General features: G+C 71.6%; 16 protein-coding genes. 4 read left to right on the top strand and 12 right to left on the bottom strand.

What is annotated here, in order from left to right; all coding sequences use genetic code 11:
• The first annotated feature begins 219 nt into the window (after window positions 1-219).
• Together NP095_RS06280 and NP095_RS06275 are read left to right on the top strand one after the other, a co-directional pair.
• A complete protein-coding gene (locus NP095_RS06280) occupies window positions 220-1,329 on the top strand; it encodes an RNA polymerase sigma factor (protein ID WP_249377901.1) in 1,110 nt (369 codons plus the stop codon).
• A gap of 54 nt (window positions 1,330-1,383) precedes the next feature.
• The gene (locus NP095_RS06275; protein ID WP_232416827.1) at window positions 1,384-1,890 is read left to right on the top strand and encodes a Dps family protein; all 507 of its coding nucleotides are present in this window, start codon (window positions 1,384-1,386) and stop codon (window positions 1,888-1,890) included.
• 81 nt (window positions 1,891-1,971) lie between these two features.
• Here NP095_RS06275 and NP095_RS06270 read toward each other — a convergent pair whose 3' ends face one another.
• Window positions 1,972-2,451: a hypothetical protein gene (locus NP095_RS06270; protein WP_232416828.1), complete on the bottom strand. Its 480-nt coding sequence runs from the start codon at window positions 2,449-2,451 to the stop codon at window positions 1,972-1,974.
• Between the two features lie 168 nt (window positions 2,452-2,619).
• Window positions 2,620-3,021: a LysM peptidoglycan-binding domain-containing protein gene (locus NP095_RS06265; RefSeq protein WP_232416829.1), complete on the bottom strand. Its 402-nt coding sequence runs from the start codon at window positions 3,019-3,021 to the stop codon at window positions 2,620-2,622.
• Window positions 3,022-3,198: 177 nt separating this feature from the next.
• On the opposite strand from NP095_RS06265, the gene NP095_RS06260 reads away from it, so the two are divergent.
• Window positions 3,199-4,143: a YihY/virulence factor BrkB family protein gene (locus NP095_RS06260; protein ID WP_232416830.1), complete on the top strand. Its 945-nt coding sequence runs from the start codon at window positions 3,199-3,201 to the stop codon at window positions 4,141-4,143.
• On the opposite strand, the gene NP095_RS06255 is transcribed toward NP095_RS06260, so the two are convergent.
• Window positions 4,082-4,390 carry a hypothetical protein gene (locus NP095_RS06255; RefSeq protein ID WP_232416831.1) on the bottom strand — a complete coding sequence of 103 codons (309 nt, stop codon included), beginning with the start codon at window positions 4,388-4,390 and terminating at the stop codon, window positions 4,082-4,084. The genes NP095_RS06260 and NP095_RS06255 overlap by 62 nt on opposite strands.
• Window positions 4,391-4,473: 83 nt before the next feature.
• Between NP095_RS06255 and lexA the strand changes: the two genes are divergently transcribed.
• Window positions 4,474-5,160 (top strand): transcriptional repressor LexA, encoded by a 687-nt coding sequence (lexA, locus tag NP095_RS06250; protein ID WP_232416832.1) that lies wholly within the window; start codon window positions 4,474-4,476, stop codon window positions 5,158-5,160.
• Between the two features lie 9 nt (window positions 5,161-5,169).
• Here lexA and galE read toward each other — a convergent pair whose 3' ends face one another.
• The 9 genes from galE to trpB form a co-directional block, all read right to left on the bottom strand.
• A complete protein-coding gene (gene galE, locus NP095_RS06245) occupies window positions 5,170-6,138 on the bottom strand; it encodes a UDP-glucose 4-epimerase GalE (RefSeq protein WP_232416833.1) in 969 nt (322 codons plus the stop codon).
• A gap of 44 nt (window positions 6,139-6,182) precedes the next feature.
• Complete coding sequence (locus NP095_RS06240) at window positions 6,183-7,928, bottom strand: MSCRAMM family protein (protein ID WP_232416834.1); 1,746 nt, start codon at window positions 7,926-7,928, stop codon at window positions 6,183-6,185.
• 41 nt (window positions 7,929-7,969) lie between these two features.
• The gene (locus NP095_RS06235) at window positions 7,970-9,919 is read right to left on the bottom strand and encodes an ATP-dependent DNA helicase (RefSeq protein ID WP_232416835.1); all 1,950 of its coding nucleotides are present in this window, start codon (window positions 9,917-9,919) and stop codon (window positions 7,970-7,972) included.
• Between the two features lie 74 nt (window positions 9,920-9,993).
• Window positions 9,994-11,409, bottom strand: a complete 1,416-nt coding sequence (hflX, locus tag NP095_RS06230; RefSeq protein WP_232416836.1) for a GTPase HflX — start codon at window positions 11,407-11,409, stop codon at window positions 9,994-9,996.
• Window positions 11,406-12,218: a diaminopimelate epimerase gene (dapF, locus tag NP095_RS06225; RefSeq protein WP_232416837.1), complete on the bottom strand. Its 813-nt coding sequence runs from the start codon at window positions 12,216-12,218 to the stop codon at window positions 11,406-11,408. The genes hflX and dapF overlap by 4 nt, the downstream gene beginning before the upstream one ends.
• 9 nt (window positions 12,219-12,227) lie before the next feature.
• Window positions 12,228-13,130 (bottom strand): tRNA (adenosine(37)-N6)-dimethylallyltransferase MiaA, encoded by a 903-nt coding sequence (miaA, locus tag NP095_RS06220; protein ID WP_232416838.1) that lies wholly within the window; start codon window positions 13,128-13,130, stop codon window positions 12,228-12,230.
• Window positions 13,131-13,152: 22 nt separating this feature from the next.
• Window positions 13,153-13,977 carry a prolipoprotein diacylglyceryl transferase gene (gene lgt, locus NP095_RS06215; RefSeq protein WP_232416839.1) on the bottom strand — a complete coding sequence of 275 codons (825 nt, stop codon included), beginning with the start codon at window positions 13,975-13,977 and terminating at the stop codon, window positions 13,153-13,155.
• Window position 13,978: 1 nt separating this feature from the next.
• Window positions 13,979-14,776: a tryptophan synthase subunit alpha gene (trpA, locus tag NP095_RS06210; RefSeq protein WP_232416840.1), complete on the bottom strand. Its 798-nt coding sequence runs from the start codon at window positions 14,774-14,776 to the stop codon at window positions 13,979-13,981.
• Entirely contained in the window at window positions 14,773-16,020 is a 1,248-nt protein-coding gene (gene trpB, locus NP095_RS06205) for a tryptophan synthase subunit beta (protein WP_232416841.1), read from the bottom strand. The genes trpA and trpB overlap by 4 nt, the downstream gene beginning before the upstream one ends.
• Window positions 16,021-16,050 lie beyond the last annotated feature (30 nt).

Raw genomic sequence — 16,050 nt, 5'->3', positions numbered from 1 at the left:
AACAACATCGCAAAGAAGTCCGACACAATCGGACCCGTGGGTCTCGAGGACGACGTTTGCGCAGGTCAGCCGGGGGGCAGCGCTGGTCAAGTCGCGGATCACGGGCGTGTCGGCCACCATCGAGGGGTCGCATCGAGTGCCCGCGCCCATCACGACCGACCGCACGGAACGAGAGGAGTCGCCTTGTCCCTTGCGCACCTTGGACACCGCGACACCGACATGACCCACAGCCTCCCCCGAGACCTTCGCGCCGCGCGCCTGCGGGCGCTGGGCGTGGTCACCGCGCACGTCGGCGACCTCGGTGAGGCCCGGGACGCCGTGGACCGGGCGCTCGTCTCCCTGGACGAGCAGGAGCCGCCGGCCGACCTGGCCGGGACGCTGCTCGAGATCGCCTGGGCCACCGCCGGACGGACCGATCCGGTCCCCCACGTGGCCGAGGACGACGCGTCGGCCGTGCTGAGCCTCCTGGCGGCCTGCTGCCACTCGTCGTTGCCCATGGCCGCGCGCATCGCGCTCATGCTGGCCGTGGCCGGCGGCTTCCCGACCGATGAGATCGCGCGCGCCTTCGCCGTTCCCGACCAGACGATGGAGCGGCGCCTCGCCTGGTCCGAGGACCGCGCCCGGGCCCTGCTCGGCCGGGTCATCCCCGACGAGCTGACCGCCGAGCCGCTCGACAGCGTGCTGGACGTGCTGATGCTGGTCTTCGACGACGGCATCATCCACCCCCACTGCCACCTCGACCTTCCCTACGAGGCCGTCGAGACGACCCGGGTCCTCGTGGAGCAGTTCCCGGCCGAGTCCGAGCCGCGCGCTGCCCTGGCCATCATGCTGCTGACCCGCGCGCGCCGCGACGCCCGCGTGGCCCCCGACGGCTCGCTCATCCCGTTCGGCCTGCAGGACCGCTCCCGCTGGCACCGCGACGAGATCGACGAGGGCCTGTTCCTGCTGCGCGCGAGCCGGCGCCAGAACCCCTCGGGCCCGTACCAGATCCGCGCCACCATCCAGTCCGAGCACGTCAACGCCCCGAGCGCCGAGGACACCGACTGGGACCGCATCCTGGCCCTGCACGACCAGCTGATGACCCTGGCGCCCTCCGACCTCGTCGCCCTCAGTCGCGCCACCGCTCTCGCGGAGGTCCGCGGCGCCGAGGCCGCACTCAAGGTGGTCGAGGGCTTCGGCCTCGACAGTCACCTCTACCACGCGACGCGAGCCGATCTGCTGTCGCGGCTGGGCCACCAGGAAGAGGCCGATCGGGCCTGGACGGCGGCCGTCGCACGGGTGCGAAGCGCCCGTGAACACGCCCGCCTGCGCGGCACCCTCGAGGGCTGAGAAAGTCACACGCGCTGCGGTTGCGGCGCCCGGCGATCCCTCTACGGTGGAGGCATGGCCACCAAACCCAAGTACACGGTTCCCGGTCTCAGCATCGCCGACGGCGAGAGCCTCGCGAAGACGCTGCAGGATCGGCTGAACGCACTCAACGACCTGATGCTCACCCTCAAGCACGTGCACTGGAACGTCGTGGGCCCCCACTTCATCGCGGTGCACGAGATGATCGATCCCCACGTCGTCGAGGTTCGCGACATGGTCGACGAGACCGCCGAGCGCATTGCGACCCTGGGCGCCGTCCCGCTGGGCACGCCCAAGGCGATCGTCGACGGACGCTCGTGGGACGACTACCCGTTGGGCCGCGCGACCACGACGGAGCACCTCAAGGCGCTCGACGCGGTCTACATCGGCCTCATCGACGACCACCGCAAGGCGCAGGCCGCGGTCGAGGACCTCGACCCGGTGACCGAGGACATGATCATCGGGCAGACCAAGACGCTCGAGCTGTTCCACTGGTTCGTGCGCGCCCACCTCGAGAGCGCCGGCGGACAGCTCAAGAGCTGACGCCCGACGCCTGAACGTACGAACGCCCCGGTCCTTCGACCGGGGCGTTCGTTCGTGCGCACGGCTGTCCGCCGGTTCCGTTCAGTCCGGCGTCGTCTCGTGGCGTCGGGCCGCCAGCACGGCCAGCCCGTGGCCGGCCAGCACGGCCAGGACCTGCAGGGTCATCGAGGTGACGACCACGCCGACCCCGAGCCACCAGTAGACCGGCCCCTCGCCCGAGCCGACCGCCACGACCAGAGCGAGCGACACGAAGCCCAGGGCGCCCCCGGCCACGACCCAGGCCAGCGCGCCCATGTCGGCCGGACGCACCCGCTGCCACACGTACCCGACACCGACGAGCGCCAGCAGGACGACGAGGGCGGGCAGGACCTGCGCCTCGGTCAGGGCGCTGCCGAGCCAGCGGACCGGCGCATCGACGCCGTGGGTGCCCTCGCGCGCGGGCAGGGCCCACGTCACCGCGCTGGCCGCCAGCAGGACCGCGGCTCGACTCAGCACCTGCCCCCGGAAGCGGGTCATCACGTGGATGCGGTGCTGGTGATGGCCGTGAGCGGCGATCGTCATGCGGACCTCCTCTGTCGATGTCCAGACCCCACGCTACGCCGCGTTCATCCTCAGCGGAACGAGTCGGCGATGAACGCGTGTCGAACCCCCGGACAACGCAACGCGGCGCCCACCGGCCCCTTCCCCAGGGCATCGATGGGCGCCGCGCGCGGGCTCAGAAGATGGCGATCAGTCGGTCGTCGGCACGGCGAGGGTGGTGCCGATGGGAAGGGCGGCGCCGTCCTCGAGGGCGTTGAGCTTGACGATCTCGTCCACGGTGGACCGGATGTCGGCGTCGGGACGCGCCTCGGCGGCGATGCTCCAGAGGGTCTGACCCGGCTGGACCGTCACCGTGGTGACGATGCCCGGCTCGGCGGCGGAGTCGGAGGCGACCACGGCGGAGCCGAAGACGATCACCAGGGCGCTGATCACGGCGAGGGCGACGGCCACCAGGGCGATCCGGCCACGACCGGTCAGGCGCAGCGGCGCGGCGGGCGCGACGCCGGTCGCCTGGTACGTCGTGCGGGTCACCATCGGACGACGGGGCAGGTCGACGACCGAGAAGGGGCTGTGGTCGAGGGTGATGCTCATGGTGGCCTCCGGGGAAGTGCGGCTGTTCGATTCGATCACGTGTTCTATCGAACACACGAACGACTGTACGGGTGACCTCTGACAAAATCGAGCATTGTCGAAATCTTGTTCGAACGGGCGTGTCGTTCGCACCGGAACATCAGCGCGCTCCCCCGGCGCCGGCGCTACCGTCGGGCCATGCCCCTGCTGCAGACGCTGGTCACGGCCTGGCGGCAGGCGTCCGCGCGTCAGGCGTCACTGCTGGCGGCGGGCGTGGCGTTCTTCCTGTTCACGTCCCTGGTCCCCGCACTCATCGCCACGGCCTCGATCTACGGGCTCGTCGCCGATCCCGGCAGCGTCGCGGACCAGACCCGCTGGCTGACCGCCGTCCTGCCGGCCGAAGCCGCGTCGCTCGTCACGAACCAGATGCGCCAGATCACGACCGCGTCGACCGGGTCGCTGGGAGCGAGCGCCGCCGCCGCCGTGGTGGCGGCCCTGTACTCCGCGTCCAGTGGGGTCTTCCACCTCGTCGCCGCCGTCAACCAGCTGTACGGACTGCCGCGCCGCCGCCGGTACGTCGTCCGCCGGCTCGTCGGGGTGGCACTGACGGCCGGAGCCATCGCGTTCGGCCTGCTCGCGATCGCAGTCGTCGCGGTGGTCCCCGTCGTGCTCGACGTGCTCGGCGCGGGCACGGTCACGCGCCTGGTCGCGCACCTCGTCCGCTGGCTCGCACTGGCGGGCGCGGTCCTCGTGGCGATCGGCGTCCTCTATCGCCACGCGCCACAGCGACCCGCCACCGGCCCGCTCATCACCCGCGGGGTCCTCCTGGCCGGGGCGATCTGGCTCCTGAGCTCGGCCGGGTTCTCGATCTACGTCGAGACCGTCGGCACCTACGCCCGCACGTACGGCGCGCTGGCCGGCGTCATCGTGCTGCTGCTGTGGCTGTGGATCGGGATGTGGGCCATCTTGTTCGGGGCGTGCGTCGAGGCCACCCGCGAGGGCATCGTCAGCGAGGAGACGATCACCCGGGAGGCCTTGCTCGCGCAGGAGCGTGCGACGCTCGGCGCGCCGGCAGAGCCGCTCAGCCGAGCGCGCGACCCACGAGGAAGGCGATCGCGCCGACGACGACCACCAGGGCGATGAGGGCGCTGATCAGCTCGACCGGTCCGAGGCCGTGGCGCGGCACGCCCTGCTGCTGCAGGTCGACCTCGAAGTCCGGCAGCAGCAGCTGCAGGTCGACGGTCGCGTGGTCGGCCACCGCGTGCTCGCGCAACACCTCACGCGCGACCGACTCGATCTGGCCGAGCTCGGCCGCGCGGGCCGTTCCGACGCCCGACACCTCGACGTTCCACTGCTGACCGTCCCGGGTTCCCACCACCACGTAGCTCACGTCCCACACCCTAGGCCACCGCGGGGACACGCCGTATCGAACACCTGTTTGATCGCGCCGCCCACCCCGGCTACCGTCGTCCCATGAGCGAGAACCTGGACGAACCGGTCGACCTGACCGGCCTGACCAAGCGCCAACGTCGCATCCTGGTGTTCCTCAAGGAGCACATCGAGGCTCAGGGCTACCCGCCCAGCATGCGCGAGGTCGGCGCCGCCTGTGACCTGGCCAGCACGTCCTCGGTCTCGCACCAGCTGCGGATGCTCGAGCGCAAGGGCTTCATCCGCCGCGATCCGCACCGCCCGCGCGCCCTGGAGATCTACCTGCCCGACTCCAAGCCGGCGATGCGCGCCCGCCCCACCGACCACGACGAGACCGACAGCGGCGACGCCGCTCCCGAGCCGGCCTACGTGCCGATGGTCGGTCGCATCGCGGCCGGCGGTCCGATCCTGGCCGAGCAGCGCGTGGAGGAGGTCATGCCGCTGCCGCGCTCGCTGGTCGGCGACGGCACGCTCTTCCTGCTCGAGGTCAAGGGCGACTCGATGGTCGACGCCGCGATCTGCGACGGCGACTACGTGGTGATCCGCCAGCAGCAGGTCGCCGAGAACGGCGAGATGGTCGCCGCCATGATCGACGGCGAGGCCACGGTGAAGACGCTCAGCCGCCGCGACGGGCAGGTCTGGCTGCTGCCGCAGAACCCCGCCTACGACCCGATCGACGGCACCGACGCCCAGATCATCGGCAAGGTCACCGCGGTCCTGCGCCGGGTCTGACCCGACCCGTCAGGCGGTCGCGTCCGCAGGCCGCGCCCGCCAGGCGCTGGCCACCATGTCGTCGAGGGTGTGCCGCATCTTCCAGTCCAGGTCGCGCGTGGCACGCTCTCCCGACGCGACGATGCGCGCCGGGTCCCCGGGGCGACGCTCCGCCTCCACCGGATCGAAGTCCACGCCCGTCGCGCCCGCGACGGCCTGCATGATCTGCCGGACCGACACGCCGTCGCCGCTGCCCAGGTTGTAGACCGGCTCGAGCTCGTCGCCGGCCAGCAGCCGGCGGACCGCCGTCACGTGGGCCTCGGCCAGGTCGGCGACGTGCACGTAGTCGCGCACGCACGTGCCGTCCGGCGTCGGGTAGTCCGTGCCGTTGATCCGCGGCTGCTCTCCCCGGCTCAGCGCGCGGATGACCAGCGGGAACAGGTTGTGCGGGCTGGAGTCGTAGAGGTCCGGCTCGCCCGAGCCCACGACGTTGAAGTACCGCAGCGACGTGTGCCGCAGGCCCGTGGCCACGGCCTGGTCGCGGATCATCCACTCCCCCACCAGCTTCGACTCGCCGTACGGCGACTCCGGGCTGGTCGGCGTGTCCTCGGTGACGAGGTCGATGTCCGTCGTGCCGTAGACCGCCGCGGAGCTGGAGAAGACGATCGCGCCGATCCCCAGCTCGGCCATCGCCTGCAGGAGGCTCAGCGTGCCGCCGACGTTCTGCCGCCACGTGTGCAGCGGCTGCTCGACCGACACCCCCGCGTACTTGAACGCGGCCAGGTGGATCACGGCGTCGATGCGGTGCTCGGAGAGCTGCTCGACGAGGGCCTGGGTGTCGAGGATGTTGAGGTCGATGAAGGGCACCTGCGGCCGCACGAACTCGCGATGTCCGCTGGACAGGTCGTCGACGACGACCGAGTCCAGGCCCGCGCGCTCGAGCGCGCGGACGACGTGAGCCCCGATGTAGCCGGCTCCACCAGTCACCAGAATCGACATGTTTCCAGCCTAGGGCGCGCGGTCACCCGCACCCGTCCCCGGGGTCACTGACGGAAGTTCAGCGTCCCCACGGACTTGTTCTTGCCCCGCTTGACCGTCACCGTCTTCGGGCCGGAGAACGCGCGCGAGATGCCACGCCACGAGTCGGCGTTCACCACGATGCGGTACTTGCCCGACGCCAGGCCGGTGACCTTGAACTTGCCGGCGCCGTCGGTCATGGCCGTGCGGTAGACCTTCTTGCCGTCGGTCGAGGTCAGCCGGACCATCAGCTCGGTGCGCGGCTTGACCTTCTTCGCGGTGACGCGGCCGCTGACGGACCCGCCCTTGGCGTTCTTCAGCACGACCCGCATCGACGAGCCCTTGACGTGGACCAGCTTGTACGTGCCGGCCGTGTAGGCGCGGCAGTGCTGGCGGTACATCTTGTGGTTCTTGGCCTTCCACTTCTCGAACCCGCGGTCGAGACCGTTGAAGTAGCCGTCGTTGTTCTTGTAGCGGCTCTTGTACCAGGCCGAGCAGCCCGTGCGGCGGCCGATCTCGAACCAGTAGTGGCCCTCGCCCAGGCTGACCTGGCGGCCCGAGCCGGCGCGCACGACGTCCGAGGACAGGATCGTGCGGCCCTTCGCGTACTCACGGACGGTGAGGTAGCGGTCGACCTTGGCCGTGCTGGACGGTCCCTGGTAGCCGCCGACGGCGACGGTGACCTTGGTGCGGCCCCGGCCGACGTTCTGGACCCGGTTCGCCAGGCCGGCGGCGGGCAGCGGCAGCATGCGGCTGGTGGAGGACTTCTCGGCGCGGTTGTTCACCACGGCGTGGCACGTTCCCCAGGACTTGTCGCCCGAGCCGAACCACAGGCTGCCGGCAGGCTTCACGGCGTAGATGCGCGCGGAGGACGTGGGCAGGAAGCCGACCTCGTAGTTGCCGTTGCCGTTGGTGGTGGTGCGCCCGTAGACGTTCGCACAGGCCATGAAGTCCAGGTCGCGCAGCACGCGCGAGGAGGAGGACCAGTAGGGCGGGCGGCCGACGATCGTGACCTCGGTGCCGGCGACCGGCTTGGAGCCGTTGCGCACCTGGCCCTTGATCGAGGCGTAGCGCGCGTTCGCGACGTAGCGGTACTTCTGGCCGCGGGTCACCTTGATCGAGGTGCCCGCCGACATGTCGCGCGCTCCCCCGGCGAAGCCGCCGGTGCCGTTGCCGCGCCACCACCACGAGCGGCGCTCGCCACCGGAGGTGCCCACGACGTGCAGCTTGTACGTGGCCGACGGACCGTTGTTGGCGCCCATCGCCACGCGGAAGGAGAACCGACCGCCGTTGCGCTCGACATCAGTGGCCGTGGAGATCAGGACGTTGCGGTTGCGCGATCCGATGCGCCACAGCTCGACCTTCACACCGCTGGCGCCGGCGCCACTGGCGCGGGACACCGTTCCGGAGATGGTGCCGTAGGCGACGCGCGCCTCCTGCTGGATGCGCTTCGGCGAGGCGCCGCTCATCCGCAGCACGCCCGAGGGGCGCGTCTTCCAGTTGGTGTTGCGGAAGGTGACCCAGCGGGCCGACCGGGCCTTGACCGTGAAGCTGCGCTTCTGCGACGCGGCTCCCTCGACGTAGACGTTGCCCTTGCAGGCCTTCTTCTTGGTGCAGCGGGCCCAGACCGAGCCGTAGCCCGATCCGTTCATGGCCACGACGGAGGTCTTGGTCGACAGACCGCCCGCCGCCTGCGCGGGAGCGATGCTGACGATGAGAGACCCGACGAGCGCCACGAAGGCAGCAGCGAGCGAGGGAAGACGGAACGGCATGGGATCCCCGAGGAGTTGAACGATGAGTCCGGGCCACGGTATCAAACTGCGGCCTGATTACCGTCCTTCGCCGATTCGTCGAGTCGTCGCAGCGCGGCCGTGACCACGGCCCGGTCCGTCGTGCGCCACAGCGGAGGCAGAGAAGAGGCCAGGAAGCCGCCGTACCGGGCGGTCACGAGCCGCGGGTCCAGGACCGCCACGACCCCTCGATCGGTCGAGCGACGGATGAGCCGTCCGACGCCCTGGGCCAGCAGGAGCGCCGCGTGCTGGGCGGCGACCTGCATGAAGCCGTTGCCGCCGCGCTTCTCGACCAGCCGCTGCCGGGCGCTGCTCAGCGGATCGTCGGGCCGCGGGAACGGGATGCGGTCGATGATCACCAGCGTGCAGGTGTCGCCGGGCAGGTCGACGCCCTGCCACAGGCTCAGCGTGCCGAACAGGCAGGCGCTGGGCTCCTCGGCGAAGCGGCGCGCCAGCTCGGGCAGCTGGGCGTCGCCCTGGCACCACACATCGAGATCGGGCAGCGACGCGCGCACGTACTCGGCCGCCTTCTCGGCGCCGCGACGGGACGAGAACAGCCCGAGTGTGCGGCCGCCGGCCGCCTTGATCAGCGCCGTGATCTCGCCGAGCTGCTCGGCGTCGGCGCCGTCGCGGCCCGGCGGCGGCAGGTGCTTGGCGACGTAGAGGATCCCCTGCCGCGTGTAGTCGAACGGCGAGCCGACGTCGAGGCCGGTCCAGTCCGATCCCTGCATGTCCAGTCCCAGGGACGCCGCGACCGGCCCGAACGAGCCGCCGAGGGTCAGCGTCGCGCTGGTCAGCACGACCGTCTTCTCGCCGAAGAGCTTCTCGCGCAGTGCGCCGGAGACGTCGATGGGCGCGATCTTCAGGTGCAGGCCGCTGCGACCCTCGCCGAGCCACAGCACCTCGGTCTCGCGACCTGCGGCCATCCGCTCGGCGACCAGGCGGACGTCCTCGATCGTGCTGCGCGCCTGCTGGCGGCCCGGATCGGCGTCCTCGCCCTTCTCCTTGGTGAAGTTCGAGAAGCAGGCGCGGGCGCTGTCGCGGACGAGCGCGAGGGCCCCGGCCAGAGCAGGCTCGATCGCGTCGATCCGGCCCGGCTGGACGTGGGTGAGCGCATCGGCGAGGGCATCGGCGGCGTCGCTGAGGTCGTCGGCCGTGCCCCCGTCGTCGAGATACGGCCGCGCTCGTCGCGCCGCCCGCTCGATGAGGCCGGGATCGAGCTCGTCGGTCGACGCCTGGGTGACCCGGGCGGCCAGCTCGTGCGCCTCGTCGACCACGACGGCGTCGAACTCCGGCAGCATCGGCACGCCCTCGATCGCGTCGATCGCGAGCATCGCGTGATTGGTCACCACGACATGGGCCTTGGAGGCGTCCTCACGGGCGCGCTCGGCGAAGCACTCGGTGGCGTACTCGCAGCGGGAGGCGCCCAGGCACTCGCGCGACGTGACGCTGACCTGACGCCAGGCACGATCGCCGTGGGTGGGGGCGCCGTCGCGGTCGCCGTTGTGCCCGCCCTCGGCCTGCTCCTCGGCCCACTCGCGCAGCTTCACGACCTCGGCGCCCAGCGACCCCTCGGGCACCTCGACCAGGATCCCCTGCTCGTCCGGCGCGCCCAGGCGCACCCGGTGCAGGCAGGCGTAGTTGGCCCGGCCCTTGAGGACGGCGTGGTGGGGCACCGTGTCCATCGTGTCCCGCGCGGCCTCCTTGAGGGCCGGGATGTCACGCTCGACCAGCTGGTGCTGCAGGTTCAGGGTGGCGGTAGCGACGATGACGCGCTTGTCGTGCAGGAGCGCCGGCACGAGGTAGCCCAGCGACTTGCCCGTGCCGGTGCCGGCCTGGACCAGGAGGTGTCGCTCGTCGCTCAGCGCCTGGGCCACGGCCTCGGCCATGGCGACCTGTCCCGGTCGCTCGGAGCCGCCCACGGAGGCGACCGCGGCGGCCAGGACGTCGGTCACGGCAGGGCGGGAGGGCATGAGGGAACGCTACCCGGCCGCCGCAGGCGCGAGAGCACCGATCCACAGTGCCGCGCCGCGGCGACACTGTGCTCTCAGTGGTCGGCCGACGCGAACGGGGCCAGCTCGGCGGCCAGCTCGGGGTGCGCCCGCGCGACGACGTGGGTGCCGTCCGCGACGTGCTCGAGGACCTCGATCTCGGCGTGCAGGTGCAGCTGGTTGACGAGGTCGCCGCGCGCGTACGGCACGACGGCGTCGACGAGCACCTCGGGAACGGGCAGGTCGGCCTCGATCGCGTTGAGCAGCTCGTCCATCCCCTCCCCCGTGCGCGCGCTGACCACGACCGCGTGCGGCTCACGGGCCAGCAGGGCCTTGAGCACGAGCGGGTCCGCCGCGTCGGCCTTGTTGATCACGATGACCTCGGGCACGCCCAGGGCGCCGATCTCGGAGAAGACCTCGCGCACGGCGCTGATCTGGCCCTCGGGATCGGGGTGCGAGCCGTCGACGACGTGCAGGATCAGGTCGGAGTCGGCGACCTCCTCCAGCGTCGAGCGGAACGCCTCGACCAGCTGGTGCGGCAGGTGCCGGACGAAGCCGACCGTGTCCGAGAGCGTGTACACGCGCCCGTCGGACGTCTCGGCCCGGCGGGTGGTGGGGTCCAGGGTCGCGAACAAGGCGTCCTCGACCAGCACCCCGGCGCCCGTCAGCCGGTTGAGCAGGCTCGACTTGCCGGCGTTCGTGTAGCCGGCGATGGCCACCGAGGGGATCTTGTTGCGTCGGCGCTCGGCCTTCTTGGTGTCGCGCGTGCCCCGCAGCTCCTTGAGCTCGCGGCGCAGCTTGGCGATGCGGGCCTGGATGCGGCGGCGGTCGGTCTCGAGCTTGGTCTCACCGGGGCCACGGCCACCGATGCCCTCGCCGCCCGCGGCCTGGCCGCCGGCCTGACGGGACAGGTTGCCGCCCCAGCCGCGCAGGCGCTGGGTCTGGTACTGCAGCTGCGCCAGCTCGACCTGGGCCTTGCCCTCGGCGCTCTTGGCGTGCTGGGCGAAGATGTCCAGGATCAGGGCCACGCGGTCGACGACCTTGACCTTGACCTTGTCCTCGAGGTTGCGCAGCTGGCTGGGCGCGAGCTCGCCGTCGCAGATGACGGTGTCGGCGCCGGTGGCGCGGACCGCCTCGCGGAGCTCCTCGACCTTGCCGCTGCCGATGTACGTGGCGGGGTCGGGCTTCTGGCGGCGCTGGATCAGGGCGTCCAGCACCTCCGAACCCGCGGTCTCGGCGAGCGCCTTGAGCTCGGTCAGCGAGTTCTCGGCGTCCTCGACGGTGCCCTCGTTCCAGACCCCCACCAGCACGACGCGCTCGAGGCGCAGCTGGCGGTACTCGACCTCGCTGATGTCCTCCAGCTCGGTGGACAGGCCCGCGACGCGCCGCAGCGAGGACCGGTCCTGCAGGTCCATCTCACCGCGGTCGACCTCGTGGTCGGTGGATTCGTCGGGTCGGTTCTGGTCGGTCATGCGCTCCACTCCATCGTGCCGCCGGCGACGATCACGGCCGGTCCGGTCAGCACTGTGCGGTCGGGTGAGACGGTCACGTGCAGCGTGCCGCCGGGGACGTCGACCCGGTAGGTCGCCGGCCCGCTCTCGCGGTCGGCCTTCGCGGTGGCGATCGCCGTCGCGCAGGCGCCGGTGCCGCACGACCGGGTCTCGCCCGAGCCTCGTTCGTGCACGCGCATCGCGACGTGCTGGGGGGCGATGCGCTGGACGAACTCCACGTTCACGCCCTCGGGGTACACCGACTCGTCGTGGTGCGGCGCCTCGATCAGCGTGCCCGCGTCGGCCAGGGAGTCGACGAACGCCACCGCGTGCGGATTGCCGGTGTGGACCTCGAGCGCCTCCCACGTGCGGTCGTTCGCGGTGACCTTCGTGTGGGTCCCGGTGGTCCAGGCGCCCATGTCGACCGAGAGCTCGTCGCCGTCGACCGACAGGAACTTGAGCCCGTCGCGGGTGTCGATGGGGAACTCGGGCCCCTCCACGAGGCCCTGTTCGAGCAGGTGACGGGCGAAGACCCGGATGCCGTTGCCGCACATCTGGCTCAGCGAGCCGTCGGCGTTGCGGTAGTCCATGAACCACTCGGCGGGCGAGTTGTGGCCCAGCGCGGTGCACCGCACGACGCGCATCACGCCGTCGGCGCCGATCCCCCGGCGGCGGTCGCACAGGGCCGCGACGAAGGCCGGATCGAGGTCTCCGTGCACCGTGCCGTCATGGTCGGGCAGCACCACGAAGTCGTTCTCGGTGCCATGTCCCTTGAACCACGCGAATTCCATGGGCCCAGCCTACGGGGACTCGACGAGCGCGACCGCGCGCGCGAGCAGGTCGGGGGCGTCGAAGGGCAGCCAGTGGATCCGCGGGTCCTTGCGCATCATCCGATCCTGGCGGCGCGCGAACCGTCGCGTCCCGGACTTCGTCTCGGCGCGCGCCTCGTCCTCGGTCATCTCGCCGGCGAGGAACGCCAGCACCTGCTGGTACCCGAGCGCCCGTGATGCGGTCGGCGATCCGGCCAGCCCCGCCAGCGACCGGACCTCGTCGACCAGGCCGTCGGCCCACATCTGGTCCACCCGGGCGTCGATGCGGGCGTCGAGGACATCGCGCGGGACGTCCAGCCCGATCATCACGACCCGCGGGTACACCGACACCGGCTCGGGCATGGTGGCCACGAACGGCCGGCCGGTCAGCTCGCCGACCTCGAGGGCCCGCACGATCCGGCGACCGTTGGTGGGCAGGATCGCCGCGGCGGCGGCAGGGTCGCGCCGGGCCAGCTCGCCGTGGAGGGCCTCGGCGCCGACCTCGTCCAGCCGCGCCGCCCACTGCGCGCGCACCCGCGGATCGGTGCCGGGGAACTCGAGGGGGTCCAGTGCGGCGCGGACGTACAGCGACGAGCCGCCGACCAGGATCGGGAGCCGTCCTCGGTCGCGGACCTCGTCGATCGCAGCGCGCGCCCACTGCTGGAACTGCGCGACGTTCGCCTCGTCGGTGACCTCGAGGACGTCGAGCAGGTGATGGGGCACGCCCCCGCGCTCGGCCACGGTGGCCTTGGCGCTGCCGACGTCCATGCCGCGGTACAGCTGGACGGAGTCGGCGTTGACGACCTCGCCGTCCAGCTCCTGCGCCAGGGCGACCGAGAGACCGGTCTTCCCCGACGCCGTCGGGCCGACGATCGCGACCACGGGACGGCTCATGGATCCAGTGTCCCAGCCTCGGTCAGGCGGGGGTGTCGGCCGGTTCGTCCTGGTAGCGCCGCCGCGCCCACAGGAAGTAGGCCAGTCCCGCGCAGAAGACGATGATCGACGTCCACACGTTCAGGCGGAACGGGCCGAGATGGTTCACCGTGTCGATGCGCAGCATCTCGATCCAGCCGCGGCCCAGCGTGTAGAGCATGACGTAGAGCGCGAAGACCCGGCCGTGCGTGAGCTTGAGGCGGCGGTCGAGCCACACGAGCAGCACGGCCGCGGCCAGGTTCCACAGTGCCTCGTAGAGGAACGTGGGGTGGAACGTGGCGAACTGCTCGTACCCGTCGGGACGGAACTGGCGGTCGATCTCCAGGCCCCACGGCTGCGTCGTCGGCTTCCCGAACAGCTCCTGGTTGAAGTAGTTGCCGAAGCGCCCGATGGCCTGGGCCACGAGCAGCCCGGGGGCCAGCGCGTCGGCCATCTTCAGGAAGTCGATGTCGTACCGGCGACAGGCGATCCAGGCGCCGACACCACCGAAGGCGACGGCGCCCCAGATGCCCAGGCCGCCCTCCCAGATCTTGAGCGCGTCGATCGGATCGCGGCCCGGCCCGAAGTAGAGCTCGGCATCGGTGATGACGTGGTAGATCCGGCCGCCCACGATCCCGAAGGGGATGGCCCAGACTGCGATGTCGCCGATGGCCCCGGCGCGGCCGCCGCGCGCGACGAACCGGCGCTCGGCGATGAAGATCGCCGCGACGGCGCCGGCGATGATGCACAGCGCGTAGGCGCGCAGCGGGAACGGGCCGAGGTGCCAGACCGCCTGGTCCGGGGACGGGATGTACGACGCGATGGTCATGTCAGTCCCGCTCGACGCCGGCGCGCAGCTCGGCGGCCAGCTCGCGCAGGGAGGTCAGGGCGCTCGCCTCGTCGGGCTGGTCGAGCAGGCACCGCACGAGGGCCGATCCGACGATGACCGCGTCGGCGAACTCGGCGATCTCGTGGGCCTGGGCGCCGTTGCTGACGCCGAGTCCCACGCCGACGGGCTTGTCGGTGACCTTGCGCAGCCGCGCGACCAGCTCGGGCGCGAGGCTGCTGGTCTGCTCGCGCTGACCGGTGACGCCCATGACCGCGGTGGCGTAGATGAAGCCGCTGGCCGCATCCGCCGTCATCGCGAGGCGGTCGTCGGTGGACGACGGCGACACGAGGTAGACGCGGTCGAGGCCGTGGGCCCGCGACGCGCGCTCCCACTCGGTGCCCTCGTCGGGGATCAGGTCGGGCGTGATGAGGCCCGCTCCCCCGGCAGCGGCCAGATCGGCGGCGAACCGGTCGACGCCGCGGCGCTCGACCGGGTTCCAGTAGGTCATGACGACCGTCGGCGCACCCGTGGCGGCGGAGGCCGCGACGACGCGGAAGACGTCGTCGACGCGGGTGCCGTTGACCAGCGCCGCCTCGGCGGCCGCCTGGATCGTGGGCCCGTCCATCACCGGGTCGCTGTACGGCAGGCCGACCTCGACCAGGTCGACGCCACCCTCGACCATCGCCTGGATCGCGGCGATCGAGGCGTCGACCGTCGGGAAGCCGGCGGGCAGGTAGCCGACCAGGGCGGCGCGGTTCTCGGCGCGGGTGCGCTCGAAGAGCTCGTCGATCACGGTCATCGGTCGGTCTCCGCCTGGTCGTTCTCGTCGAGCAGCCCGAAGTACTTCGCTGCGGTGTGCACGTCCTTGTCGCCGCGGCCCGAGAGGTTCACCAGGATCGTGGCGTCGGGACCCATCTCCTCGGCGAGCATGATGGCGCCCGCCAGCGCGTGCGAGGACTCGATCGCGGGGATGATGCCCTCGGTCTTGCACAGCAGGTCGAACGCGGACATCGCCTGGGCGTCGGTGGCCGGCCGGTACTGGGCCCGGCCGATGTCGGCCAGGTGCGCGTGCTCGGGGCCGACGCCCGGGTAGTCCAGGCCGGCGCTGATCGAGTGAGACTCGATCGTCTGGCCGTCCTCGTCCTGCAACAGGAACGAGCGGGCGCCGTGCAGCACGCCGACCTCGCCGGCGGTGATCGTGGCCGCGTGACGACCCGTCTCGAAGCCGTCGCCGCCGGCCTCGATGCCGATCAGCCGGACGCTCTCGTCGGGGACGAACGCGGTGAACAGGCCGATGGCGTTCGAGCCGCCGCCGACGCACGCGACCGCGGCGTCGGGCAGCTTGCCCATGAGCTCCAGGCACTGGGCCCGGGCCTCGTCGCCGATGCCGCGGGTCAGCTCGCGCACCATCGTGGGGAACGGGTGCGGGCCGGCCGCCGTGCCGAACAGGTAGTGCGTCGTGTCGACGGTCGTGACCCAGTCGCGCAGGGCCTCGTTGATGGCGTCCTTGAGCGTCGCGCTGCCGGTTGTGACCGGGATGACCTCGGCGCCGAGCATCTGCATCCGGGCGACGTTGAGCGCCTGGCGCTCGGTGTCGACCTTGCCCATGTAGACCGTGCAGTCCAGGTCGAGGTAGGCGCACGCGGTCGCCGAGGCGACGCCGTGCTGACCGGCGCCGGTCTCGGCGATGCAGCGCGGCTTGCCGATCCGCTTGGCCAGCAGCGCCTGGCCGATGACGTTGCGGATCTTGTGCGCGCCGGTGTGGTTCAGGTCCTCGCGCTTGAGCAGGATGCGCGCGCCCACGGCCCGCGAGAAGCGGTGCGCCTCGTAGAGCGGGCTGGGCACGTTCGCGTACTCGCGCAGCATCCGGTCGAGCTCGCCCGTGAACGTGGGATCGGCCTGCGCGGCCTCCCACTCGCGGGTGATCTCGTCGAGCGGGGCGATGAGCGCCTCGGGCATGAACCGGCCGCCGAAGCGGCCGAAGTGGCCCGGGCCGTCGGGAAGTGCCGACCGCTGGCGCGATCGGTCGGGAGTTTCAGTCATGGTCGTCCTGGGTGAGAGATGGTGTGCCGG

Origin of the sequence: Aeromicrobium duanguangcaii (assembly GCF_024508295.1) — a bacterium.
GTDB lineage: Bacteria > Actinomycetota > Actinomycetes > Propionibacteriales > Nocardioidaceae > Aeromicrobium > Aeromicrobium duanguangcaii.
The sequence above is the reverse complement of the archived record's forward strand: the minus strand, read 5'-3'. Positions and strand labels throughout refer to the sequence as shown.

Bases quoted from the DNA above. Each gene is read 5' to 3' on its own strand.
- lexA (WP_232416832.1), top strand. From the start codon at position 4,474: ATGAGCGAGAACCTGGACGAACCGGTCGACCTGACCGGCCTGACCAAG.
- NP095_RS06270 (WP_232416828.1), bottom strand. From the start codon at position 2,451: ATGACGATCGCCGCTCACGGCCATCACCAGCACCGCATCCACGTGATG.
- NP095_RS06260 (WP_232416830.1), top strand. From the start codon at position 3,199: ATGCCCCTGCTGCAGACGCTGGTCACGGCCTGGCGGCAGGCGTCCGCG.
- NP095_RS06275 (WP_232416827.1), top strand. From the start codon at position 1,384: ATGGCCACCAAACCCAAGTACACGGTTCCCGGTCTCAGCATCGCCGAC.
- NP095_RS06240 (WP_232416834.1), bottom strand. From the start codon at position 7,928: ATGCCGTTCCGTCTTCCCTCGCTCGCTGCTGCCTTCGTGGCGCTCGTC.
- dapF (WP_232416837.1), bottom strand. From the start codon at position 12,218: ATGGAATTCGCGTGGTTCAAGGGACATGGCACCGAGAACGACTTCGTG.
- NP095_RS06235 (WP_232416835.1), bottom strand. From the start codon at position 9,919: ATGCCCTCCCGCCCTGCCGTGACCGACGTCCTGGCCGCCGCGGTCGCC.
- galE (WP_232416833.1), bottom strand. From the start codon at position 6,138: ATGTCGATTCTGGTGACTGGTGGAGCCGGCTACATCGGGGCTCACGTC.
- miaA (WP_232416838.1), bottom strand. From the start codon at position 13,130: ATGAGCCGTCCCGTGGTCGCGATCGTCGGCCCGACGGCGTCGGGGAAG.
- hflX (WP_232416836.1), bottom strand. From the start codon at position 11,409: ATGACCGACCAGAACCGACCCGACGAATCCACCGACCACGAGGTCGAC.
- trpA (WP_232416840.1), bottom strand. From the start codon at position 14,776: ATGACCGTGATCGACGAGCTCTTCGAGCGCACCCGCGCCGAGAACCGC.
- NP095_RS06265 (WP_232416829.1), bottom strand. From the start codon at position 3,021: ATGAGCATCACCCTCGACCACAGCCCCTTCTCGGTCGTCGACCTGCCC.
- NP095_RS06280 (WP_249377901.1), top strand. From the start codon at position 220: ATGACCCACAGCCTCCCCCGAGACCTTCGCGCCGCGCGCCTGCGGGCG.
- trpB (WP_232416841.1), bottom strand. From the start codon at position 16,020: ATGACTGAAACTCCCGACCGATCGCGCCAGCGGTCGGCACTTCCCGAC.
- lgt (WP_232416839.1), bottom strand. From the start codon at position 13,977: ATGACCATCGCGTCGTACATCCCGTCCCCGGACCAGGCGGTCTGGCAC.